The sequence below is a fragment of the Pseudomonas sp. ESBL9 genome (assembly GCF_036668715.1).
Classification (GTDB): domain Bacteria; phylum Pseudomonadota; class Gammaproteobacteria; order Pseudomonadales; family Pseudomonadaceae; genus Aquipseudomonas; species Aquipseudomonas lundensis.
Genome location: NZ_JAZEVV010000001.1, coordinates 1,053,588 through 1,077,918 on the forward strand (window position 1 = coordinate 1,053,588; position 24,331 = coordinate 1,077,918).

A 24,331-nucleotide genomic window follows, 5' to 3' on the forward strand; every position below is an offset into this window, starting at 1 on the left:
CATGAGGCAATATCTTCCCTGCCTGGGACACATCCCACGCCGGTGGTTAGAGAAGAAGATAGCCACCAATTGGCGGCGTCGAGTCAGCGATGTCAATCGCGGCACTGATGATTGCTCCGCCCCAGCATCGGCGACAGTAGCGCCATGATTCGGCCACACGACCCGAACACCCATCGGATTGCGCGGAGCCGCCCACGTCTGCCCCTCCTGTTTCACTCGACTTATGACGCTGTTTGCCTAAGGCGGCGTAACACTGGCTATCGACGAGGGCCGGTGGACGCCATCGCAATAATTAGACAAAATAATTAAGTTAGAAATTTAGTCTAAAGCCGTTAGCCTCAACACAGCCTCACACAAGCTGTATTGACACTTACCGGTCGTGCAGTCGTTTTTCATCCCGTATCAGGCCCAATGACTATGACGATGTTGAAAGGCAAGCTGTCAGCAACAGGCTTATGCATGTGGCAGCGCCAAAAGCTCTGCGTTCTTTGCCCCTGGAGCTGTGGCCAATGAATACGCCACTCTATGGTCTGAACAGTCTGCGCGAAGTGTTGACGCGTCACGACATACTGCGGGTTGTGCGCAATGCCTGCGTTCAGCACGCGCACGATAAGGTGATCAGCGCCAAATCCGGAGAGCTACTGTTTCAGAATCCTCCCGGCGATTGCCACATACGTTTCGGGTATTTTCGAGGTGCGCCCACTTTTGTGATCAAAGTGGCCATGGGGTTTTACGAAAATCCGACACGGGGGCTGGAGACCAACAACGGACTGATGATGGTTTTCAGCTCGCTGACCGGCAATCTGATCGCCATTCTCAACGATGAAGGCTGGCTGACCAGTTGGCGTACGGCGGCGGCTGGAGCACTGGCCGCAAAAGCGGGGGCTCCATCGCGTGTTACGGCGCTGGGCATTCTTGGCAGCGGCCATCAGGCCGAACTGCAAGCGCTGTGGGCTGCGCACCTCCTTGGGACACAGCGGGTGGTCATCTGGGGCCGGGCCAAGGAGAAAGCCGAGCGACTGGCCGAATCTTTACAGCTTCACGCCTTGACTGCCCATGCCGTGTTGACCGTTGAGGACGTGTTCAAGCAGTGCAATGTGGTTATTACCTGCACGCCCTCCACCCAGCCGGTTGTCCTCGCACACCTCGTTAAACCCGGAACCCACATTGTCGCCCTTGGCGCAGACAGCTTGGGTAAACAGGAGCTGGACCCGCACATTCTGGCTCAAGCCAGCGTCATCATGACTGACGACCATCAACAATGTGCCGAACGCGGCGAGTTGGCTCATGCGTTACATGCAGGGCTGATCCGAGAGGAAGTGTGCGTGGCGCTGGGGCACGTACTGGCAGGCAATCGCCCGGGCCGTATCAGTGATCACGATATAACCGTTGCAGACCTCACCGGGCTTGCTGCCCAAGACATTGCCATCGCAACCCTCGCGGTGGAGATGTCACAACTTTCACCCTCAAACAGTGCACTCCCCCCACCCTGACCCCGCCTCCTGAATGAAAAGCGCCTGAATCAACAAAAACAATAAAGAAGGTACTCCCATGAACACACTGATCCGCGTTACAGCCATTGTCACCTCTTGCTGGATGTTCGCCGCCGCCATTACGGCTCAGGCAGAAACACTTCGCATCGCCAGTGAAGGGGCTTACCCGCCATTCAATTACATTGATCCGGACAATACGCTGCACGGGTTCGATATTGATATTGCTAACGCGCTATGCGAGCGGATGCAAGTGACGTGCACATTTGTCACTCAGGACTGGGAAGGCATGATTCCAGCCTTGCTGGCAAAAAAATTCGACGCCATTGTGGCGTCGATGAATGTCACCGAAGAGCGCAAAAAGAAGGTGGCCTTCACCGATCGCTACTACCGCACACCCTTATCCCTTGCAGTGCCCAAAGACTCAAGCAGCCGCGATGCCCAGACCGATTTCAAGGGATTAACGGTGGGAACCCAATCGTTTTCGACACAATCGATCTACGCCGAAGAACATTACGCCGCGGCGGGTGCCACCGTGAAGCTCTATCCCTCCCAGGATGAAGCGGTGAGCGATCTGGCCGCCGGGCGCCTGGATGCGGTCATCGCTGATAAATACCCGTTGTTGGCATGGCTCAACACCACCGAAAAAGGCAAAGCGTGTTGCACGTTTCTGGGTGACGTAGAGGGCACCAAAGCCGATGCGGCTATCGTCGTGCGCCTGGAAGATAACGCCTTGCGCGAAAGATTTAACACTGCCCTGGCTGAAATAATCGCTGATGGCACTTACAAGACAATCGTCAGTCGTTACTTTGACTTCGACATCTATTGACGCTCAGAGAGAGTGCGCCACGCGGTCCCCGGCGCACGTGCTCCTCATCATGACCTCGCCTCGCGCTGCCATTTAGCGCGACGACGTCATGCTCCTCATGTTTCACGCAAGAGGGTTCGGGCATGCCTGAGCAGTTGACCTTGTTATCCTTTGCCAGCGGTGGTTGGGGGGCGGCCTTGTTGGTGGGTGCTCTGGTTACACTCGCACTGGCCTTGAGTTGTGTGCCGTTGGGCTTGCCCCTGGGCCTGGGCGTGGCGTTTGCCGCTCGTTCCCGGCGACGCTGGCTACGCCTGTGCGCCACAGCATTTTCCACCGTATTTCGCGGATTGCCGGAGCTACTGACCTTACTGATCATTTACTACGGCTGTCAGATCGGGGCACAGAAGCTCCTTGCCACTTTGGGCTACCCAGCCGACGTAAAAATCAATGCATTCGTCGCGGCGATGATTGCCTTCAGCCTGGTATTTGCTGCGTTTTCGAGCGAAGTCTGGTTAAGCGCCTTCAAGGCCATACCAAAAGGCCAGTTTGAAGCGGCGAGGATGCTGGGTTTGAGCAAAAGCACGACGTTTCGCAACGTGCTGCTCCCGCAACTGGCGCGCGTGGCCTTGCCGGGCTTGTCAAACAATTGGCTGGCGCTGCTCAAGGAGACCTCATTGGTGTCGACGATATCGCTGGTCGACCTGATGCGTCAGACCAGTCTGGCCGTTAGCGTTACCAAGGAGCCCATGCTGTTTTACACCGTGGCCTGCTTTGGCTACCTGTTTTTCTCGGCGCTGTCCGGGCGTCTGTTCCACTTTCTCGAACAGTACTTCAACCGTCACCAACGGAGTGCACAGCCATGACTCCCGATGAATGGCTGAACCTGTTTTTCAACCCTCAGCTCCTTGAACGCTTTGGTCCGCGCTTTATCGACGGCCTGCTGGTAACCGGCAAACTTGTGGTGATGTCGTTCACCCTCGGGATGCTGCTAGGTCTGGTGATTGCCCTTGGGCGGTTATCTGACCATCGCCTGCTACGCGGCTTGAGCGGCGTCTATGTGTATTTTTTCCGTGGTTCGCCGCTGCTCGCTCAACTGTTCATGCTGTATTACGGCCTTGGCTCCTTCAAACATTTCTGGGAGTCGGCAGGGCTGTGGTGGTTTTTCCGGGATGCCTGGTATTGCACCTTGCTGGCATTCACCTTGAACACGGCAGCCTATCAGGCCGAAATCCTGCGCGGAGCCTTGATGGCCGTGGCACAGGGCCAACGCGAAGCCGCCAAAGTCCTCAGCCTGCCCCGTCGAATCACGCTCTTCAAAGTCATCATGCCGCAGTCGTTGCTGGTCGCTGTCAGGCCGTTGGGTAACGAGCTGATCCTGATGATCAAAGCCAGCGCGCTCGCTTCGCTGGTCACCCTTTATGACCTGATGGGTGTGGCCAAACTGGCCTTCTCGCGCAGTTTCGATTTCCAGGTCTATCTGTGGGCGGCGCTGCTGTACCTGCTGATCGTCGAAGTGGTCAGGCGTGCGCTCAAATGGCTTGAACAGTCGCTGAGCAAACATGCCGGATGACTCGAACGCCACTCAACAACCTGCACACTTATTGAGGGCCTATGCCATGCAATCCGTCATTACAGCGTCAGAGCATCAGTCGATTTCAGCGTTGACCGCCCGAGAAACCGTGGTACACATCAGCGGGCTGAACAAATGGTATGGCCCTTTTCAAGTGCTACACGGCATCGACCTGACGGTGCAGCAAGGCGAGCGTATTGTGCTGTGCGGACCGTCCGGCTCGGGTAAATCGACCCTCATTCGCTGCATCAGTCACCTGGAGGTTGCCGAAGAGGGTGTCATCCGTACATTGGGTGCCGATCTGACTAAACCTTCGCCAGCCAGACGCCTGGCGCTGCGCGAAGTCGGCATGGTGTTTCAGAGCTTCAACCTCTTCCCCCACATGACTGTTCTGCAAAACTGCACCCTCGCCCCGATCTCGGTACGCGGCTTGTCCCATCAGAAGGCCGCAGAACAGGCGCGGCATTATTTGAGCAAAGTCGGGGTCGAGAATCAGGCCAACAAATACCCAAGCCAGCTTTCTGGCGGCCAGCAACAACGGGTGGCGATTGCCCGGGCGCTGTGCATGGAGCCAAAAATCATGTTATTCGACGAACCCACCTCGGCGCTCGATCCGGAAATGGTCAACGAAGTGCTGGAGGTTATCGTCAAGCTGGCTGAAACAGGCATGACACTGCTTTGTGTCACACACGAAATGGGCTTCGCGCGTCAAGTTGCTGACCGGATACTGTTTCTCGACGCGGGCCGCATTGTCGAAGACATGCCTCCCGAACGTTTTTTTACCGCGCCTGAAAGCGATCGGGCGCGAGCGTTTCTGGCGCAAATCCACCGTTGAGTTCATCGATGAAAAGCATGCGCCGTTCAAGCCTGCGGGTCACCTGTCAATCACAGGTCGATTGCGTACAATTCCCCCTCTCAACTTTCACGTACTGTCTGCCTCCTATGATCAATATCGCTTTCATGAACGCTACAGCAGACGGCATTGCCGCCCTGCTTTTCCCAGACCTGGAAGCTGTGGTCCACGATCTTCGCAGCGGACAGATCGCGCACATAGCGAACGGCTTTTCCAGGCGCAAGGTCGGCGACGCCTCATTGATTACAGACCTGCCCGAGTTGGATAAAGGGCTGGACGTCATCGGCCCCTATGAGAAAGCCGCCCCGAACAACCGCGTCTTGCGCTCAATTTCGATTGCTGCTCGCGGCCCGGACGGGCAGGTTGCAGCGTTGCTGTGCCTGAACTTCGATGTGACGGTGTTAACCCAAGTGCAAAAGCTGCTGAGCGGCTATGTGGTGGGCGTACAGCCTCAGGCACGTCCAGCGCCCTTGTTCAGGACCGACTGGCGAGAACAGCTCAATGCCATCGTCCAGGCGATATCCGTTAAGCAAAACGTGCGGCAAAGCGAATTCGGCCGTACCGAAATCATGTTGACCCTGGCGCACGCCCGCGCCGCCGGACTGCTTGATATTCGTAATTTCATCGATTATTTCAGTGAGTATTTCGATATCTCCCGTGCAACGGTTTACAACTATTTGAAAGCCACACCTAAAGAATAGGCCGCTGTCCCGGCCCCCACACTCAATCCCTCCTGCATGCTCCAGAAGTCAGAGGGCGGGGCCAACGCGGATCGAGCGGGCCAAATCACTGAACGACGCAACGGCGGCTTAAACCGATGAACAGCTCGATATCTCGCACCTGACTAAGAGCATCAGGCTAATCAAAAGCTCAGGGATAAGTGCGCAGCGAGTTGAGCCACCCTCGCCCGTTATGAAACCTGAGCGATTGTATTGGCCTCACGAACAGCGATCGCCCCCTGAAAACCGGGTCTGCACGACCGGCCGCAGTGCATCTGTCATCGCACCTATGCGACAATGCGCGGCATGTCTGGCATGAAACACCCCGCATTCATTTCTCAGCAGCTTGGCCACAGCGTCCAAATGTTGCTGTCGACTTATGCGCGATGGATCAACTCAAGCTCCGACTGGAGTGAGCTTGAGAAACTCCAAAGGGGTCCCAAATTGATCCCAGCCCAAATACGCGCTCTCTAAGCTATTGATAGGTAAAGTAATTGATCTCCACAGCTAACATCACGATGCAATTCGGCGCCAAGCCGCTTTTCGAGAACGTTTCAGTCAAGTTCGGCGCAGGCAACCGTTATGGTTTGATCGGTGCCAATGGTTGCGGCAAGTCCACTTTCATGAAAATCCTGGGTGGCGATCTTGAGCCGTCGGGTGGCCAGGTGATGCTTGAGCCGAATGTGCGCTTGGGCAAGTTGCGCCAGGATCAGTTCGCGTACGAAGAATTCACCGTGATCGACACCGTGATCATGGGTCACGAAGAGCTGTGGAAGGTCAAGGCTGAGCGCGACCGCATCTACTCCCTGCCCGAGATGACCGAAGAAGACGGCATGGCCGTGGCAGAGCTGGAAACCGAATTTGCCGAGATGGACGGCTACACCGCCGAGTCGCGCGCCGGCGAGCTGCTGTTGGGCCTGGGTATCGGCATTGAACAGCACAACGGTCCGATGAGCGAAGTGTCACCGGGCTGGAAACTGCGTGTTCTGCTGGCTCAGGCACTGTTTTCCGATCCTGAAGTGCTGTTGCTCGACGAACCGACCAACCACCTGGACATCAACACCATCCGCTGGCTGGAAAACGTGCTGACCCAGCGTAACAGCCTGATGATCATCATTTCCCACGATAGGCACTTCCTGAACAGCGTCTGCACCCACATGGCCGACCTGGACTACGGCGAGTTGCGCCTGTTCCCGGGCAACTACGATGAGTACATGACGGTTGCCACTCAGTCCCGTGAGCAACTGCTGTCGGACAACGCCAAGAAGAAAGCCCAGATAAACGAACTGCAATCGTTCGTGAGCCGCTTCTCGGCCAACGCCTCCAAAGCCAAGCAAGCGACGTCGCGTGCCAAGCAGATCGACAAGATCCAGTTGGCCGAGGTCAAGCCGTCGAGCCGCGTCAGCCCGTTCATCCGCTTCGAGCAGACCAAAAAGCTGCACCGCCAGGCGGTCATCGTTGAGCACATGGCCAAAGGCTTTGACGGCAAAACGCTGTTCAAAGACTTCAGCTTCACCATTGAAGCCGGTGAGCGCGTCGCGATCATTGGGCCGAACGGTATCGGTAAAACCACCTTGCTGCGCACGCTGGTCAACGAACTGACCCCGGATGCGGGCACTGTGAAGTGGACCGAAGCCGCTGAGCTGGGTTACTACGCCCAGGACCACGCCCACGATTTTGAAGAGGACATGACCCTCTTCGACTGGATGGGTCAGTGGACGCAGGGCGAGCAAATGGTACGTGGCACATTGGGCCGCATGCTGTTCTCCAACGATGAAATCCTGAAGTCGGTCAAAGTGATTTCCGGTGGTGAGCAAGGCCGCATGCTGTTCGGCAAGCTGATCCTGCAAAAACCGAACGTACTGGTGATGGACGAACCGACCAACCACTTGGACATGGAATCCATCGAAGCCTTGAACCTGGCGCTGGAAAACTACCCCGGTACGCTGGTGTTCGTCAGCCATGACCGCGAGTTCGTTTCCTCGCTGGCCACGCGCATTATCGAGCTGAGCCCAAGTGGCGTGATCGATTTCAGCGGCACCTACGATGACTACCTGCGCAGCCAGGGTGTGGTGTTCTGATTTCACACCCCCCCTGATTACAGCCCGTCATCTTGAAAACCCGTCCCCGTGACGGGTTTTTCATGTTGTGCGCGGACGATCCTGCGCCTCATCTGTGGTCAGCCGTACGTAGCCCATTGTGAGCACTGTTTATCAATGACTGACGGAAGAATCGCCCTGCTTCGTCAATAAGATCACGGTGAATGTCCTCCCGATCCACACCCTCGGCGTCGGTACACAAACCGGGCATTGTCGCCATCTGCTCATCGGTGCAGGGCGCCATGAACACAAAGTGCCCAGCGCCCGGTATGACTTTGAACTCAGGCGCTGTAGGCAGTTTGCGAGCCAGCGCATCCGAGTTTTTGTCCGGAAACACCAACTTATCGCCATCCCCACTGTAAAGCAGGACAGGTACATGCACGTCGGCAAGGGTTTGCCGACCAAACATAAGGCTCAGCGGCGCCAGCAATAACAGCGCCTGAACGCGAACATCCGCCACGGGGGCAAGGTCGTCCCGGTCTGCAATCAATTCACCCTGGGTCGTACACGCATCACGATCCCCTGGCCGCTCCTGACAATAGCGCCTCAGCCGCTCCAGATCAGGCTGCGCACCGGCCAGGATCAGCGCCGTCTCACCGCCGGCCGAATAGCCAATCACCCCGAGTGCATCGGGCAAGACGTAGGGCGACAAGCGACTGTCCTGTAACGTCGCGTCGATGGCGGCTGATATTTGCATCGGCCTGCCGTATAGATTGCTCAGCGTGCCCAACCGGCTGTGGTCCTTATCGTTGTCCCCCGGGTGCAGCACCGCAACCACGACAAACCCTTTGCGCGCCAACGCGGTGGCCAGGTCATGCAAGGCCAGCGGTGTGCCAGTGTTGCCATGGGAGAGCATCAACAACGGATAGCGGCCCTTCGCTATGCGGGCGTTTTGCGTGGCATCCATTTGATAAGCGCCAATCGTGCTGCGCCCTTCTTTACCGGTGGATGGATAGAAGGCAATGGCATGCATCGGTCGGTCATCGAGCGGATCGAGAAACGTGAGCCGATGAAACCCGACACTCCAGTGCAGGGACGGTTCGGCCTGCACCGCCCAAGGGCTGCAAGCCAAAAAAAGCATGAGAAGCGCACACGCACGCACCATGATCGCTCACCGCTGAAGGCGTTTAACCGGTATTTGTCACACCTGAACTTAAGTACGGGTGCCAAGCATGGTTCAGGCCAGGGCCTTGGCTCAAGATGCAAAAAACTCCGTACCCGGGCCATTTGCTGACAGCCAGAATACAGAGTTTAGCGGGTGACACTGTGCCGCAAGCTTACGCTGCGCTGAACAACGTTCCAGTTATGTGCGCATGAGCATCGTTCATGGCTTTGCTGCGAACGTCATCGCCATAAGCCAGACCGTGGGCACGAACGAACGTCACATCGGTGATGCCCATAAAACCGAGCATGACCTTCAAGTAGTCTTCATGGGCCAGCCCGGTCGGCTGACCGACGTGCAAACCGCCCGACGTCGACACCACAATCACTTTTTTATTGCCGCACAGGCCTTCAGGACCGGCGTCGGTGTAGCGAAATGTCTGACCGGCAACAGCGATGCGGTCAATCCACGCCTTGAGCTGAGTCGCAATGGTGAAGTTGTACATCGGCGCCCCAATCACGACAGCATCGGCGGCCAGGAACTGTGCCAGGGTGTCGGCGCTCAATTGCGCTTCGTGTTGTTGGGCCGCATCGCGCAGTTCAGCGGCGGTACCGGCAGCCACCAGCGTAGCGGCCGAAAAGTGGTCGATGGCTTCGGCCGCCAGGTCGCGATAGCTCACGTTAAGATCAGGATCAGCCGCTTGCCAGGCGTTGACCACGGCACGACTCAACTGACGGGATGCCGAGTTGTCGCCCAGGATGCTCGAATCGATGTGCAAAACGTTCATGGTGATCTCCAGAGGTGAGGACCGCCGCCCGGCGATCAAGTGGGGAGGATGCTACCCATGAAAGCAATCGACGATAAGTCGCCACTCATGCGATAGTTCGTCCCACCTGTAGGACAGTGAGCGCGTCATGCAAGACCTGAACGATCTGTATTACTTCGCCAAAGTGGTGGAAGCCGGTGGATTTGCCGCCGCTGGACGCGTGTTGGGGATTCCGAAATCCCGGTTGTCCAGGCGCGTGGCCGAACTTGAAGATCGCCTCGGCGCTCGCTTGTTACAACGCACAACCCGCCAACTCAAGCTGACGGCCGTAGGCGAACGTTACCTGCGCCACTGTCAGGCGATGCTGCTGGAAGCGGAAATGGCAGACGAAGCCGTGGCCAGTATGTCCAGCGAGCCGCGTGGCCCGTTGCGGGTGTCATGCCCCGTGGGGCTGGCCCATGAATTCATGCCTGACGTCATCAGCGCCTTTTTACGCACCTACCCTCATGTGCAGCTTGAAATGCTGCTGCTCAACCGCCGTGTCGACCTGATTACCGAGGGCATTGACGTGGCCCTGCGCGTGCGTGAGCTGGGGGACGAAGACCCGCTGCTGGCTACCCGTCGATTGCGGCAGGCGCAAACCGTCATGGTCGCCAGCCCGGCATTTGCCAGCCAATGGTCCATCGAACATCCGGACGATTTGAAGCACGTGCCCGTGCTGGGCGCGCTTGAAGCCGACCGCATGGTTCACTTGCGCATGCTCGATGAGTTGGGCAGCCCCTGTGACCTGGTACTGGAAGCGCGCTTGGGCATCGATGATTTCATCGTGCGCAAAGCCTGCACCCTGTCGGGCTTGGGGTTTACCGTACTGCCCATGATGTACTGCGAACAGGAATTGCAAACAGGCCAGCTTGTACAGTTGCTGCCCAACTGGTCATTGCCGGGGGGGTGGCTACATGCCGTTTACCCGCATCGGCGCGGGGTGATGCCCGCCGTACGCGCCTGGATGGAACATTTGGTTGAATCATTCGAACGCTGTGGAGACAAGCTGCTATGAGCACCAACAGGATGAACAAGGACGAGATTGCTGATTTTTGCCGTCAGTTGCCCGGTGTCAAAGAAGACATCAAATGGGGAGGCGTGCAGGTGTTTTACGTCGACCAGAGCAAGATGTTTGCGCTGTTCAACCTGAATAAGGACGGGTTGTCGTTCAAGGTGGAGAAAGAGCTGTTTCTGGGGTATGTCGATCGGCCCGGTATACGCCCCTCCCCGTATTTGGCACGGGCGCACTGGATCAATATGCAGCCGCCCTACCCCATGAGCGCCGAAGAGCTGCAAGACTTGTTGCGCCGCGCCCACCAGTTGGTGGTAGCCAAACTGCCAAAAAAGCGTCAGATCGGGTTACTGCTCTGACGCGCTTTGGCTCAGAGCTACAAGTCCAGCAGGGTCATTTTCAAAAACAGCACATCGATCCAGATCGCCTGGTGCAAGGCCACAATCAGCCAGAACCAGATTTGAAACGAGACCTTGCGCGTCTTGTGGCGCAACAGTTGCTGGGCCACACACGCGCCGGGCCAGCCCCCCAACAGCTCAACGCCGTGCAAGACCTTCTCCGGGATGCGCCACTGGCCGGTTTTGGCCCGCTGCTTGTCATACCCGTACAGACCAAATGCCAGCACGCTGGTGACCAGATAGATCAGTAACGGTACGCGGCTGACCCCGGTAATCAACAATGTCGCCGCGCCGCCCAGAGGCAACGCGCACAGCGCTGCAAAAATAACGAGCTTGAACTTCAACCCGCGGATCGGGCCGTTGCCACGCTCAGGCATGCCCACGTATTCGCGACGTTCTCGGACTGATTTGTTCACGCAGCCGCCGCCGTCCAGTTAATCCAGCCAAACTGCCAGGTCGCGAGAATCAACAACCCGAACGCGATGCGGTACCAGGCAAACGCCGCGTAACTGTGGTTGGAAATGAACTTGAGCAACGCACGCACTGCAAACATGGCGAAAACAAACGAGGTCACAAAGCCAATCGCGAAGACGGGCAAATCGTCAGGCTGAAACAAGTGACGGTATTTGTAACCGGAGTACACCGCCGCCCCGACCATGGTCGGCATGGCCAGAAAGAATGAAAACTCAGTGGCCGCCTTGCGCGATAACCCGAACAGCAAGCCGCCAATAATCGTCGAGCCCGACCGCGAGGTGCCGGGGATCATGGCCAGGCACTGTGCAAAACCGATTTTTACCGCGTCTTTCCAGGTCATGTCATCGACGGTTTCGGCGTGAATCACGTGCTCACGGCGTTCCGCCCAGAGCATGATCACCCCGCCAATCACCAACGCAGCAGCCACGGTGATCGGGTTGAACAGGTAGTGGTGAATGGTGTCGGCAAAGATAATGCCCAGCACCACGGCGGGCAGCACGGCGATCATCAGGTTGACCGTAAAACGACGCGCCTTGGGCTGTGTGGGCAACCCGGTGACAACGTCCAGAATTTTGCGCCGGAACTCCCAGACCACGGCCAGGATGGCACCGAGCTGAATGATGATGTTGAACGCCATGGCTCGCTCACCACCGAAATTGAGCAAGTCTGCGACGATGATCTGGTGGCCTGTACTGGAGATGGGCAAAAATTCCGTCAGGCCTTCTACCACGCCGAGTATCAACGCCTGTGCGGCAGTCCAAAGATCCATTGTTCCCCCATGAAGCCCCGCATCGTGCCGGACTGATTATTGAAATGTGAGTGTGTGCAACCGCTGCCGCAGGTGGGTCACACGCGTGGATTTTCGCCAGTGCGATGTGAAAAAAGTGTCAGAAATCAAGAAACTTACAGGTTTTCCCGTTTCGGCCGAGATCCTATCAGACACATTCACTTTTCGCTGCTATGACATTAGACGCAAGTCGCATGGGCCACGCCCGCAAAGCATGCTTGGATGCCCATGAGTGTCGACGACAAGAAGAAAAACAAGGAGTGACCGTTCTATGAATACCTTACGCAGGTTGTCTATCAGTCGTCGTTTGTGGCTGATTTTACTCGTGGCCATGGCCATGCTGCTGGCGTTGGGTTTGTTGATGCTTAAACAGATCCATGAAGACCTCTATCAGGGCAAAGTGCAGAAGACCCAACACGTGGTGCAGACGGCCAGCGGCATCCTGAACCACTACCACGGGCTTGAAACGGCCGGCACCTTGAGCCGTGAAGCCGCGCAACAGCAGGCGCTGGCTGTGGTAAGGCAGTTACGTTACGACCACGACGACTACTTCTGGATCAATGACCTGCGCCCCTACATGGTCATGCACCCCACCAACCCCAAGCTCGATGGCAAAGACCTCTCTGCGATCAAAGACCCTGACGGCTTTGCGCTCTTCAACGAGATGGCGACGCTGGCCAAAACCAAGGGCGCGGGCATGGTCGATTACCGCTGGCCGAAACCGGGCTCTGACGCCCCGGTGCAGAAAACGTCCTACGTGCAACTATTTGAGCCCTGGGGGTGGGTCATCGGCTCCGGCGTGTACATCGACGACATGCAGGCCGAGTTCTGGGGCCAGGTCTGGAGAGCCTGCTGGGTCGGGCTGGGCATTGCGTTGATCATGGCCGCGCTGGTGACGCTGATAGCCCGCAGCATCGTGCGGCCCCTGCAAGAAGCCGTGCAGGCCATGGCCAACATTGCCAGCGGCGAGAGCGACCTGACCCGCAGCCTGGACACCCACGGCCAGGATGAACTGACCTCAATGGCGCAACACTTCAATGGCTTTGTTGCCAAATTGCGCAATGTGGTGGGTCATTTGCAGTCCACGGCCACGGCGCTGGATCAGTCGTCCACGCAAATGGGCCACGATGCCAGCGAGGCCCAGCAGCGTTGTCAGCAACAGGCGCTGCAAATGGATCAAGTGGCCACGGCGATCAACGAGGTCAGTTACGCCGTGCAGGACGTGGCCAAAAACGCCGAACACGCGGCCAGCGAAATGCGCGGCGCGCAGGACCAGGCGCAACAGGGCCAGCACAACATCGACAGCAGCTTGCAGCAGATAGACGACCTGTCCGGCACGATCAGTCAGGCGGTGGAGGTGATTCGCACGCTGGCCTCGCAAACCACAGACATCAGCACGGTGCTGGAAGTGATCCGCTCAATTGCCGAACAAACCAACTTGCTGGCCCTGAACGCGGCCATTGAAGCGGCGCGCGCGGGTGAGCAGGGTCGCGGCTTCGCGGTGGTGGCGGACGAAGTGCGTTTGCTGGCCCAACGTACGCAAAAGTCGACCGCGGACATCCAGGCCATGATTGAGGGGCTGCAAAAACACTCTGAAGCGGCCGTCAACGTCATTGCCAGCAGCAGCCGTGCTTCCCAGCTGACGATCGAGCAAGCCACGCAGGCCGGGCAAAGTTTGAGCAGTATCGGTCAGGCGCTCACCAACCTGAACGGCCTCAACGCGTCGATTGCCAGTGCAACGCTGCAACAGTCGCATGTCGTAGAAGACATCAACCAGAACGTGACGCAAGCCGCCGGCTTGTCGCAAAGCACCGCTCAGGCGGCCGAGCAATCCAGTGTGGCCAGCCTGCACCTCAAAGAACTAAGCGTGCAACTCAACCAGTTACTGCGCCAGTTCAAGGTGTAAACACTACAGCGGCGTAGGGTTTTCCTGCGCCGCTGTTCTCCCCGCGTTCACGCAATCACGATCTCTGCGCCGTTCAGCGTGGCTAGCCCGACGCCCACCAACGTCACCGAACTGTCAGCAAAACTGAGCACCGTGTCAGCTCCCGCGGCACGGGCATGGGCCCGGTAATCCGCATCGTAGCCACCTTCCACGCCCAGGAACACGAGCCTGTCGGTGGGCTGATAACCGAGCAGCGAGTCGTGACCGAAATGGCCGCTAAACACAAACGTGTTGTTGCCGCCCGCTGACTCCAGCCGATCATCGCCGCCGCCTGCGATAAACACATGCTGGCCCAGCGTGCCAATCAACCGGTCATCGGCACCCTGCCCGATCAGCCAGTCACCTGGTGTTGTGGCCTTGAGCGTACTGCTCTGCAGGCCGCCGTTCACCGAATGGGCATAGTCGCTGCGCTGAGTGCCCGCCCACAGCCCATCATCGGCGATCCGGTGCGTAACCGGCTGACGAATGCCCAGCCACCCGGCTTCATCGCTCACCAACTGGCTGAGGTCACGGGTCAGGCTGAGACCGCCGTCGGTGTCGCGCACGTACAACGTTCCATGCCCGTCGTTCACCACCTCAACCGTGTGCAGTGCGCGTTGCAACTCCAGCGTATTGACGCCCTGGCCACCCAGAATGATGTTGTAGCCGCCACTGTCACGAAAGGTGTCATTGCCGTCGCGGCCCTCCAGAAAATCATTGCCGCGCCCACCCTGAATCAAGTCATCGCTGTCGCTGCCGATGATGAACGTGCTGCCGGTGTGCGCTTGCGCATGGCGGTTGAGGTCCTGCACCCAAGTCGTTTCCCGCGCCGGGCCGGACAAATTGGCCACCACGAGGGTCGCGTCTTTATGGGTCAGGTGATAAAACGCCGAATCAAGGAGGCGGTTCAGGCCGTGGCCATAGCCGCTGGGCAGATGGCTGATCCAGGTCGAGACATTGACGATGGAGAACGGCAGCACATTCCACGCCGTGGACGCGTAATGGTCGTTGAAGCTCACGATATTGTTGGTCGCCGACGGCTGGGGCGCGTCGTGTACGCCCAATGACGAGAAGGTGAAGTCCGATCCGTCCAGCGCCCGGAACACCGGGTCGTTTTCGTACCCGATGTTCAGCACGTTTTGCGTGCTTTCGCTTTGCGTGGGCGAGGCGAAGGCAATGTAGTTCGCCTCGCGATAAAACCCGGCCCAGCGTTCGTTGCTCAGGTCGGCCAGACTGTTGACCGCCAGCCCGCCAAGGCTATGGCCGGTGACCAGTACATCGTTGCCGCTCAGTCCATGTGCCCGGGCAAACGTGGCGACGCTGCCCAGCAACCCGTCAAACGCCTGGCCGGTGTACTGGCGCGCGTAATCGTCGGGGCCGAAGGCAGCCAGCAGATCGCTGATGACATCGCCAAGGGCATCGGTAATCAACGACTCGCGCGGGCCACTGGTGCCGCGAAACCCGATGCCGATGGACGTCAACTGCCCATCGGCAGCATATTTGCCCATGATTTCGACTTGTGCCGTGTCATAGCCTTTTTGCTCGCCATAAAAGGTACCGCGATGATCCACTTTGCCGGCATACCCCAACTGCCCGGCACTGATGGGCGTCCATCCGGCCTTCTCAACGGCCTCGCGAGCCAGTTTTTCCGAGTCAGGGTTCCACGGGATGCCCGGCACCACGCCTTGCGAATCCACCCCGCCCAACACGGCCGTGACCAGCGTCAGCGGTAAACCGACGCCCATCCCGTGCTTCTGATACCCCGCGTCAAACCCGTGATCGAGGTTGTGATAGCTGTACAACGTGAGGGCCAGTGCGTCTTGAACGAGTGCCGTTGAAGCGCTGTTGCCCACGTGTTTGTAGTCAAACACTGCCATGTTCTTGCCCTCCTCACGGATGAATCGGCTGCGCCCCAGCGCGCGGCACAAAGGCCTCATCGACCTTCGCCAGGTCCTGCTCACGCAGGGTGCCTGCGTAAAAATGCAATTTGGTCCATGCCAACAAGTAGTCGTAGCGCGTTTGTGCCAGATCGCGGCGCGTGCTGTAGAGCTGCTGCTCAGCGTTCAGGGCATCGAGGTTGACCCGCTCTCCGCCCAGAATGCTTTGCCGGGTCGAGACCACCAGCGCCTCGGCTGAGGTCAGGGCTTTCTGATACGCCCGTAGTTTGCTGACCCCCGACTGGCACGCGTTGAATTGGCGACGCAACTCAATCAGGGTTTCCCGGGTTTTACCTTCCAGTTCGTATTCGACCTGCGACAGGTTGCTGCGGGCTTGGCGCACGGACGCCGATACGCCACCGCCCGAATACAGGGGCAGACTGATTTCAATGCCAATGGTGTTGGTGTCATAACGCTGGTTGTAGGTATTACCGCTTTCGGACTCCATCTTGCGCACGCTGGCGTAAGCATTGAGTTTGGGCAGATGCCCGGCCCGGTTGCGCTCAACCTCGTAGCGCGCCACGTCCAGGGCTTCGCGCTGGGAGGCCAGCACCGGGTTATTGGCCAGGGCGATTTCGTGCCATGTCGAAAAGTTACCGGGCTCCAGCGCGAAGGGGTTGAAGCCGGGTGCCAAGGGGATCAACTGATCGATATCGACCGTCGGCTGGCCTATCAGGGCGCCCAACTCGCGCAACGCCGCGTCCTGCTCATCCTGGGCCTGAATTTCTTCGGCGGTGGCCAGTTCGTAGCGCGATTCGGCTTCAAGAATGTCGGTACGGGTGCCTTCACCCTGACGAAACATGTGCTCGTTTTGTCGGAACTGTTGCTCGTAGGCTTTTTTCTTCGCCCGTGCGTTATCGATTTGATCCTGCGCAAACAAGGCCTGGGTGTAATGGGTCAGGACGCGTACCAACAGTTCCTGACTCTTGCTGCGAAATGTCTCGTTCGCGAACAGCGTTTGCGCCACGCCCTTGCGGTAATTGGCGTACGCCTCGTAGTCAATCAGTGGCTGCTGGAGCAAGAACGTCGACCCATAACTGTTGTAGTTGCGGTCTTCGTGGCGGTTGCCCTGGTCATTCAGGTAAGTGGCTTTGGAATGGTTACGCCCCTTGTTGTAGCTGTAAGACAACTTGGGCAGCAAACCCGCCCGGCCGATGAGGCGGTTCTCTTGACCGGCGTTTCTCTCTTCAATCGCCCCGAGAAACTCGGGATCGTTGCGCAACGCCTGTTCGTACACTTGAAACGGTCCCATCGCCTGCGCGCCGGCAGTCATTGCCGCCCATAACGCCCACCCCAGGCACACTCTTGAAGCTGCTTTCATACGTCGCAATTTCCTATCGCTCAGTCAACGCAGAACCTGCGCGATCCAACAGTGGTTTGAACAGGTAATTGAGCAGTGAACGCTCGCCCGTGCGCACGAACATCTCCGCCGGCATACCGGGTTTGATCACCAGGCCGTTGAGCGTTTCGAGCGCCTGGTCGCTCACTGAGCTGCGCAGCACGTAATACGGCATGCCGGTTTTCTCATCCAGCAGCTGGTCGGCCGAGACCAGGCTGACTTCGCCCGACACCCGGGGCGTACTGCTCTGATTGAATGCCGTGAACAGAATGTCCACCGGCAACTCGCTGCCCACCCGATCCACCAGGTTCACCGGCAGGCGCCCTTCGACTTCCAGTCGCGTCCCTTGGGGCACGATTTCCAGCAGGGTTTCACCGGCGCGGACCACTGCGCCTTCGGTGTGTACCCCCAAATTCACCGCAATTCCGTCTGCCGGCGCGGTAATTTCGCTGTGCTGCAAGTCAAACCCGGCGGACGCCAGTTGTTGCTCAAGGGTCAGGCTTTTGAGTTGCGCGTCAGCCAGTTGAGTGCGGACTTCCTTTTGATATTCGTCGATGTGCTGCGCCAGCTTGAGGCGCGACTCAAGAATGCCCTGCTCGATACGCCCGCTTTCCCCGGTGTTTTGCGCCACGTCCTGTTGCACTTGGGACAACTGGCGCTCGTACTCCATCAGGCGGTTGCGCGGGATGTAGCCGTTTTCCGCCAGCGGCCGCAGGTTGTTCAACTGCTGACGCAGGGAATCGGCCTGAGCGGTGAGGTCTCCCCGCGCGCGGCGCATGCCGGCCAATTGCCGGGTCGCGCCTTCGATGCTGGCCTTGAGCGCGGATTGCTCGCGGGCAAAGGCTTCACGACGGCTGCTGAACAGCTGCTGCTGACCTTCAAGCACCAGCGCCAGCCGCGGGTCGGGGTTATTGCTCAATTCGGGCGGGAAACTCACCTGCTGCAAGTTGTCGCGCTCACTCTGCCAGCGCGCCGTGCTGGCCCACGCCATGCGGTACTGCGCGCGTAACGATTGCACATCCGCCTGGACCTGGGTCTGGTCCAGGCGAAACAGCGGTTCACCCTGATGCACCGCCTGGCCCTCGCGCACCAGAATCTGGCTGACCACCCCCGCGCCCAGGGACTGGACGGCCTTGCGTTTACCCGACACCACCACGGTGCCCTGCACCGGAATGCCTTCGTCCAGCGGCGCGAGGCTGGCCCAGGCAAAGAAACTGCCTGCGCCGATCAGGGTCAGGATCCAGCCCATGCGCACGTAAAACCCGGCGCCACGTTCCATGGCTTGCGACTGTTGTTGATTGTTCATGATGCGTGCGTCCTTGCTCATGCGCCGCTGCTGCGCGTCTGTGCCTGATGGGTGCGAGGGATGCCAGTGGCGGCCGCCTGTTGTTGCTGGGCGCCGGTCAGCGCCTTGAGCACCTCGGCGCTCGGCCCGAACACCTGGGTGCGGCCCTCGTTGAGCACCAGCAGTTTGTCGGCCTGCGCCAACGACGCAGAACGGTGCGTCACCAGCACCACAGTGCAGCCTTGTGCCTTAAGCTGGGCAATGGCACGGGTGAGTGCCGCGTCGCCCACGGCATCCAGATTGGAGTTGGGTTCATCGAGCACCACCAGGCTCGGGCTGCCGTACAGCGCGCGGGCAAGCGCCACGCGCTGTTTCTGGCCGCCGGACAAGCCGCTGCCATCATCCCCCAGCAGCGTGTCGTACCCGTTTGGTAAGCGCAGGATCATCTCGTGGACCCCGGCCTGCCGGGCCGCCGCCACCACCTGTTGCGGGTCAGCGTCGCGGAACCGCGCGATGTTGTCGGCGATGGAGCCACTGAACAGTTCAATGTCTTGCGGCAAATAGCCGATATAAGGCCCAAGTTGGTCGCGGTCCCATTGGTGGATATCGGCCCCGTCCAGACGCACCGTGCCCGCCAGGGTCGGCCAGACGCCGACCAGTACCCGGGCCAGAGTCGATTTGCCGGAGCCCGAAGCCCCGAGCACCCCCAACACCTCGCCCGCCACCAGGCTGAAACTGACGTGATGCAGGGTCGGCAGACGAATGCCCGGAGGCGCCGCACTGACGTCTTCGAAACTCAGGTGGCCCTTGGGCGCAGGCAACGCCATGTTCTCTTCCACCGCCGGGTGCTCACGCAACAAACCGTCCAGCCGCTGGTAGGCCAGCTTGGCGGAACTCCACTGTTTCCAGACGGCTATCAGCTGGTCGATGGGGCTGAGCACACGGCCCATGAGAATCGAACCGGCGATCATCATGCCCGCGCTCATGTCGCCTTGAATCACCAACAACGCCCCCAGCCCCAACACCAGCGATTGCAGGCACAGGCGCAGGGTTTTACTCACCGAGCCGATGACCGCGCCGGTGTCGCTGGCCTTGTTCTGCTCGGTCAGAAAGCGCGAATGGACGTTGAACCAGCGCTTACGTAACACGCCCAGCATGCCCATGGCCTGAATGGTCTCGGCATTGTGCAAATGGCTGGTGGCCAACTGACTGGATTGTTGCGAAAACACACTGGCCTGGCTCAGGGATTTGCGGGTCATGACTTCATTGACACAGGCCAGGGCGATCAACACGGCGGCACCCGCCGTGGCAAAAACCCCCAGCCAGGTGTTGAACATGAAAATCACAAACAGGTACACCGGAAACCACGGCGCATCGAAAAAAGCGAATAACGCCGGGCCGGTGACAAATTGACGAATCAGGGTCAGGTCGCCCAGCGCCTGACCGGCATGGGCCTGGCCGCTGAACAGGTTGCGCTCGAACGCGGCACGGTACACCTGCTGATTGAAACGGCGCTCCAACTGGCTGCCGATGCGTATCACGATAAAACTGCGAACGGTTTCCAGCGTGCCGATAAAGATAAAGAACCCCACCACCATCAAGGACAACATCGCCAGCGTGGTGGTGTTCTGTGATGACAGCACCCGGTCATACACCTGGAGCATATAAATAGAAGGCACGAGCATCAGGATGTTAATCAGGGCCGTAAAACACCCGACACTGATGAGAATCTTTTTATAGTCGGCCAATATCTGTATGAGGGGCGCGACGGGACTGCTTTTCAGCCGCTTCATGAACCTTCCTTGATCAATAAACCACGTCCACAGGCACTGGCGAGTGCCTGCCAGTCGCCTTGTTGCCGTTCAATGTTGTTATGTGTGCAGGCCTGATCCGGCGTTTACGGGCACAACTGATCCGGCCTGAATAACGGCGCTGGTATGATTGCGCTAATCCACACTTTGTAAGTGCGTGCGTTTCATCACCAGGGTTTTAGTGCCATCGACTGAGCCTTCATAGCAACCCGGTTCTCGCAACTCCAAAAAGATTGGCTGCGACCCATCTTTTCCAATGAGCAAGAGGCCATCCGGCGTGGGCGACCACCGGGTCGGGGTTCGGCCCAACCACGCCTGTAAACAGCGAGCCTGCGCACTGAAGGTCCGGTCTTTTTTCAACGTGACTGTGCACGCGTCCTGTTCGCCTCCTTTCACATAAAACGTCCACCTGCCCGCCACTTGTGCGGGGTTTAATAACATCAGCGAACTGGCCATGGCGCTCTCTGTGGTAGTCAACAGCAATGCGGCTACACAGCCCATTGCTCGTATAAAACGGTATGCAGTGTTCATGAGACCTCGGCGTAGTGCCAGAGGGCAGCGCTTGCGCGCTGCCCGTTTACCGACAGCCCTACGCGACGATGTCGTAAGTTGCCATTTGCCCGACGGTGGTGATCAGGAAATCGGCGACGCCGTGTCCGCTGAAGTCCACTTGCAGCGAGCCAGCATTGCTGGCCTGGTTGTAGCTGACGACCGCATCACCCGCCTGACCGGTGAACGCATTGACGAAATTCAACCCGCTGAGATGAGTAATCCCGGTGAGGTCGATTTTGTCGAGCCCTGTCTGGAAATCCATGAGGGTATCGGCCGCCTTGGGGGTCGAATCAGACACTTCACGGTAAACAAACGTGTCCGAACCGCTCCCGCCCCACAGCTTGTCTGCCCCGCCACCGCCGTAGAGGATGTCGTTGCCGGCACCGCCCTTGAGGAGGTTGGAGGCCGCGTTGCCCAGCAACAGGTCGTTACCCGAACCCCCAATGGCGTTTTCGATGGTCACGCCTTGAGCGATCGACACGTTACCGGTCATCCCGCCCACGTCAGAGAACGAACCGGCGGCCAGGTTGATTTTCTGGTTCTGGCTGAAACCCGAGAAGTCCAGCGTGTCATTGCCGCCGCCATCCCACACCGAAAAAATCAGCTTGTCGGTGGCCGAAGTGGCGCTGTAGTAGTCGCGGTCAGCCGTGGAGTTGAACCCATAAACGGTGTCACCGGCGCGGGTTTCCATGTTCGCGCCATACAGCTTCTGCACCGCAGCAATGTCATCGAGCAGTGGCGCCGACGCATAAGCGCCTTCCCCGGTCTTGGTGAACACTTGGCCGGTGTTCTTCTCACTCCAGTAGCTCATGACACTGTAAGCACGGGTGTCTTCGCCATACACGGCATCACGGTAGCTCGGGTTGCCATTACCGGCGTTGTAGTCGCCGGGGTGTGACAGGCCCAGGGTGTGACCGATCTCGTGGGTCAGGGTCTGACGCCCGTAGTTGCCTTCCCCCGGGGTTTTGTTGACGTCGTAGTCCTTGTTGATCAGGTACCACGACTCGCCTTTGCGCGAGCTGTTCGGCAGGTAGGCAAACGCAGCCCCGCCGTTGCTGGCGCTGAAGTTGGCGAAGGTCATGTGACCATCGTCAGCGCGTGCCGCCGGGCCTTCAGTGAAGGTCACTTTGGCCACATCGGCCCATGACTCCAGCGACAGCTTGGCCTGTTCCTTTTGCAGCCCGGAGAACGAGCTGAAAGTGCCCAGACCACGGGAGGCATAGCCCGGCGGTGGAGACGTGAGGAAGGTGTAGGACAAATTGATCACACCGTCGCCATTGAGGTCGTACCAACTGGCGCCACTGCGGGTCAGTTGGTCAGCGGCCTGATCGACCGTAAACGATGGCTTGCCGTTGACCAGGTGATTACCGCGGTCATAGAAATGACTGAAGTTATCCACTTGGGTGAAGGCAGAACTGGTGCCGTTGGCCGCAAACGTCGGGTTGACGGACAGCGCTGCTTTCTCTTTAAGTTTCGACATGTAAACAGTTCCTTGTTTAGCAGTAGAAAAGTTTTTGACAGATATAGACGATCCCATGGCGAGATCGTCCTATCACTCGCCGTTTATTGGCCGGGCGAAGTTGACACACTTCGAAATATTCAGTCCAGCACTTTTTTGACGTCAATAAACGACTTTTCCGTAAGTAGCCGTAAACATTGGAACTTCTACTGAAAGCATTTTCCTTAAAGTTTTAAGGATGCTGGCTATATTCGCCGTAGGAATATCGCCACAAACAAATACAGCGCTTAAGGTTCATGGTGTGACCGATTGGTCAGTTCATTTTTGTTTAAACTTCCAGCCTGCTCACTCGTATTACAGAGTTGGCCAGCTGCAAACCCATCGCCATGTAAGCGTTTGCCGATCAAAAGCCGCTTGTCATATCACCACCACCTTCCAAACTTCATAAACGACACAATGAACAACTCCCCCCCCCGCAGGCCACGTATAAAAAACGTCGCTTATGTGTAAGTTTCAGGCGCATCAACTTTTAACCATCGTCCACACTTCTGGCCAACTACACGCCTGTATGACAGTGTGCCTTCTTAAAGCAATTGTTTAAGTGCGATAAGCCACAACCGTTCACCTTTAAGTCGAATCCGACACTGGGCGGTTTGATTAAGAGCACGTTGAGGGTGGATGGCCCGCCGTGCCACCAGCCCCCTGTGTCACAGGCTGGGCGAGCCCCATGCACATGTTGTCCTACAAACGGCACTTGACGATCAGAGGTGATTTGAGTTTTCCTGAAACCGGTTTCAGACCCTGTGCCGAGACCGCCTGCGATAACAACCCATACAAGGTTCAGGCCGTGAACAGTTTTTCAGCCGCTCAACGCTCCCGCGTCACCATGCTCGATGTTGCCCTGCACGCCGGTGTGTCCAAGGCCAGTGTTTCGCGCTTTATCGGCGAGGATCGGGCGTTGCTCTCCGAAGCCACCGCGCAACGCATCGAGCGTTCAATCGAAGCGCTGGGCTACCGCCCCAATCAAATGGCGCGCGGTCTGAAGCGCGGGCGTACCCGCCTGATCGGCATGTTGGTCGCAGACATTCGTAACCCCTATTCCATCGCCGTCATGCACGGCGTCGAAACCGCCTGCCGGGAGCACGGCTACAACCTGGTGGTGTGCAACACCGACCGCAGTGATGAGCAGGAAAGCCAGCACTTGGCTGCTCTGCGAGCCTACAACATCGAAGGGCTGATTCTTAACACGCTGGGCCATCAACCTGACGTCCTGCAGGCGCTGCATCAAGAAATGCCCATCGTATTGATCGACCGTAACGTTGAGCAGTTGTATGCGGATCTGGTGGGGCTGGATAACGCCGGGGCGGTGCGCACCGCGCTGCAACACCTGCAAGCACAGGGTTTTCGCGACCTGCTGATGGTCAGCGAACCCGCTGATGGCACCAGCTCGCGCCTGGAGCGCATCGCCAGTTTTAACGCGCAACTCAACGACTGCCCCTCACTGCAAGGCACGGTGATTGAAACCGGCCCTGAACTGCGGTCTCGCATCCAACAGTTTCTGGACACCCCCGGCACCGGCCCCAAGGCGCTGTTCTGCGCCAACGGCGTGGCCGCGCTGGCCGCCACTCAGGTGCTGCGCGACCTGAACCGCCACCTGTTTGAAGACATCGGCCTGATTGCGCTGGATGACCTTGACTGGTTCCCGCTGGTGGGCTCGGGGATTACCGCTCTGGCGCAACCGACCCAAGCCATCGGCGCCAGCGCCTTCGAATGCCTGCTCAAGCGCTTGCGCGGCGATACCGCAGCACCTCAAGCCCTGGATTTTCCTGCGCAACTGATCGTGCGCGGCTCGACCCTACGCCCCCACTCCTGACAGCGCTGCCAAGACGCAACCCGCCTGGCAG

21 protein-coding genes and 1 pseudogene are annotated in these 24,331 nt (G+C 58.4%); 12 read left to right on the forward strand and 10 right to left on the reverse strand.

Translation table 11 applies throughout. The features are described 5' to 3' along the window. Nucleotides 1–509 precede the first annotated feature (509 nt). From V6F78_RS04520 to V6F78_RS04555, 8 genes and pseudogenes are all read left to right on the forward strand, one after another. Nucleotides 510–1,493, forward strand: a complete 984-nt coding sequence (locus V6F78_RS04520) for an ornithine cyclodeaminase (RefSeq protein ID WP_332726709.1) — start codon at nucleotides 510–512, stop codon at nucleotides 1,491–1,493. Nucleotides 1,494–1,596: 103 nt separating this feature from the next. Further along, complete coding sequence (locus V6F78_RS04525) at nucleotides 1,597–2,319, forward strand: transporter substrate-binding domain-containing protein (RefSeq protein WP_371264459.1); 723 nt, start codon at nucleotides 1,597–1,599, stop codon at nucleotides 2,317–2,319. 122 nt (nucleotides 2,320–2,441) lie between these two features. Beyond that, nucleotides 2,442–3,161, forward strand: a complete 720-nt coding sequence (locus tag V6F78_RS04530) for an ABC transporter permease (RefSeq protein WP_048377635.1) — start codon at nucleotides 2,442–2,444, stop codon at nucleotides 3,159–3,161. Continuing rightward, nucleotides 3,158–3,868 (forward strand): ABC transporter permease, encoded by a 711-nt coding sequence (locus V6F78_RS04535; RefSeq protein WP_047293403.1) that lies wholly within the window; start codon nucleotides 3,158–3,160, stop codon nucleotides 3,866–3,868. Before V6F78_RS04530 ends, V6F78_RS04535 begins: the two co-directional genes overlap by 4 nt. 109 nt (nucleotides 3,869–3,977) lie before the next feature. Further along, the gene (locus V6F78_RS04540) at nucleotides 3,978–4,703 is read left to right on the forward strand and encodes an amino acid ABC transporter ATP-binding protein (RefSeq protein WP_203305115.1); all 726 of its coding nucleotides are present in this window, start codon (nucleotides 3,978–3,980) and stop codon (nucleotides 4,701–4,703) included. 8 nt (nucleotides 4,704–4,711) lie between these two features. Next, nucleotides 4,712–5,422 (forward strand): helix-turn-helix transcriptional regulator, encoded by a 711-nt coding sequence (locus V6F78_RS04545; RefSeq protein ID WP_238933906.1) that lies wholly within the window; start codon nucleotides 4,712–4,714, stop codon nucleotides 5,420–5,422. A gap of 294 nt (nucleotides 5,423–5,716) precedes the next feature. After that, nucleotides 5,717–5,914, forward strand: a pseudogene (locus V6F78_RS04550) (site-specific integrase); the annotation flags it as partial. A 20-nt stretch (nucleotides 5,915–5,934) separates the two neighbouring features. Continuing rightward, the gene (locus tag V6F78_RS04555) at nucleotides 5,935–7,521 is read left to right on the forward strand and encodes an ABC-F family ATPase (protein ID WP_080960212.1); all 1,587 of its coding nucleotides are present in this window, start codon (nucleotides 5,935–5,937) and stop codon (nucleotides 7,519–7,521) included. 88 nt (nucleotides 7,522–7,609) lie between these two features. On the opposite strand, the gene V6F78_RS04560 is transcribed toward V6F78_RS04555, so the two are convergent. Together V6F78_RS04560 and V6F78_RS04565 are read right to left on the reverse strand one after the other, a co-directional pair. Beyond that, nucleotides 7,610–8,644, reverse strand: coding sequence for an alpha/beta hydrolase family protein (locus tag V6F78_RS04560; RefSeq protein ID WP_047293410.1), 1,035 nt, complete (start codon nucleotides 8,642–8,644; stop codon nucleotides 7,610–7,612). 172 nt (nucleotides 8,645–8,816) lie between these two features. Then, entirely contained in the window at nucleotides 8,817–9,428 is a 612-nt protein-coding gene (locus tag V6F78_RS04565) for an FMN-dependent NADH-azoreductase (protein ID WP_332726711.1), read from the reverse strand. A gap of 127 nt (nucleotides 9,429–9,555) precedes the next feature. On the opposite strand from V6F78_RS04565, the gene V6F78_RS04570 reads away from it, so the two are divergent. Together V6F78_RS04570 and V6F78_RS04575 are read left to right on the forward strand one after the other, a co-directional pair. Further along, entirely contained in the window at nucleotides 9,556–10,464 is a 909-nt protein-coding gene (locus V6F78_RS04570; RefSeq protein ID WP_047274514.1) for a LysR substrate-binding domain-containing protein, read from the forward strand. 11 nt (nucleotides 10,465–10,475) lie between these two features. Beyond that, nucleotides 10,476–10,820, forward strand: a complete 345-nt coding sequence (locus V6F78_RS04575; RefSeq protein WP_047293580.1) for an MmcQ/YjbR family DNA-binding protein — start codon at nucleotides 10,476–10,478, stop codon at nucleotides 10,818–10,820. A 17-nt stretch (nucleotides 10,821–10,837) separates the two neighbouring features. Here the strand turns inward: V6F78_RS04575 and V6F78_RS04580 are convergent, their stop codons facing one another. Both V6F78_RS04580 and V6F78_RS04585 read right to left on the reverse strand, forming a co-directional pair. Beyond that, the gene (locus tag V6F78_RS04580) at nucleotides 10,838–11,236 is read right to left on the reverse strand and encodes a DUF1294 domain-containing protein (protein ID WP_047293582.1); all 399 of its coding nucleotides are present in this window, start codon (nucleotides 11,234–11,236) and stop codon (nucleotides 10,838–10,840) included. A gap of 35 nt (nucleotides 11,237–11,271) precedes the next feature. Further along, nucleotides 11,272–12,102: an undecaprenyl-diphosphate phosphatase gene (locus tag V6F78_RS04585; protein ID WP_332726712.1), complete on the reverse strand. Its 831-nt coding sequence runs from the start codon at nucleotides 12,100–12,102 to the stop codon at nucleotides 11,272–11,274. A gap of 289 nt (nucleotides 12,103–12,391) precedes the next feature. Between V6F78_RS04585 and V6F78_RS04590 the strand changes: the two genes are divergently transcribed. Beyond that, on the forward strand, nucleotides 12,392–14,026 hold the full coding sequence (locus tag V6F78_RS04590; protein WP_047274510.1) for a methyl-accepting chemotaxis protein: 1,635 nt from the start codon (nucleotides 12,392–12,394) through the stop codon (nucleotides 14,024–14,026). A 47-nt stretch (nucleotides 14,027–14,073) separates the two neighbouring features. On the opposite strand, the gene V6F78_RS04595 is transcribed toward V6F78_RS04590, so the two are convergent. From V6F78_RS04595 to V6F78_RS04615, 6 genes are all read right to left on the reverse strand, one after another. Beyond that, nucleotides 14,074–15,921, reverse strand: a complete 1,848-nt coding sequence (locus V6F78_RS04595; RefSeq protein ID WP_332726713.1) for a polyurethane esterase — start codon at nucleotides 15,919–15,921, stop codon at nucleotides 14,074–14,076. A 13-nt stretch (nucleotides 15,922–15,934) separates the two neighbouring features. After that, on the reverse strand, nucleotides 15,935–17,254 hold the full coding sequence (locus V6F78_RS04600; protein WP_254658317.1) for a TolC family outer membrane protein: 1,320 nt from the start codon (nucleotides 17,252–17,254) through the stop codon (nucleotides 15,935–15,937). A gap of 61 nt (nucleotides 17,255–17,315) precedes the next feature. Continuing rightward, on the reverse strand, nucleotides 17,316–18,647 hold the full coding sequence (locus tag V6F78_RS04605) for an HlyD family type I secretion periplasmic adaptor subunit (protein WP_047274505.1): 1,332 nt from the start codon (nucleotides 18,645–18,647) through the stop codon (nucleotides 17,316–17,318). Continuing rightward, entirely contained in the window at nucleotides 18,644–20,398 is a 1,755-nt protein-coding gene (locus tag V6F78_RS04610) for a type I secretion system permease/ATPase (RefSeq protein WP_332726714.1), read from the reverse strand. The genes V6F78_RS04605 and V6F78_RS04610 overlap by 4 nt, the downstream gene beginning before the upstream one ends. Before the next feature lie 153 nt (nucleotides 20,399–20,551). Beyond that, entirely contained in the window at nucleotides 20,552–20,947 is a 396-nt protein-coding gene (locus V6F78_RS22400; RefSeq protein ID WP_047293420.1) for an AprI/Inh family metalloprotease inhibitor, read from the reverse strand. Nucleotides 20,948–21,005: 58 nt separating this feature from the next. Further along, on the reverse strand, nucleotides 21,006–22,448 hold the full coding sequence (locus tag V6F78_RS04615) for a serralysin family metalloprotease (RefSeq protein ID WP_047293422.1): 1,443 nt from the start codon (nucleotides 22,446–22,448) through the stop codon (nucleotides 21,006–21,008). An 826-nt stretch (nucleotides 22,449–23,274) separates the two neighbouring features. Between V6F78_RS04615 and V6F78_RS04620 the strand changes: the two genes are divergently transcribed. After that, a complete protein-coding gene (locus V6F78_RS04620) occupies nucleotides 23,275–24,300 on the forward strand; it encodes a LacI family DNA-binding transcriptional regulator (protein ID WP_047293584.1) in 1,026 nt (341 codons plus the stop codon). Nucleotides 24,301–24,331: the final 31 nt, after the last annotated feature.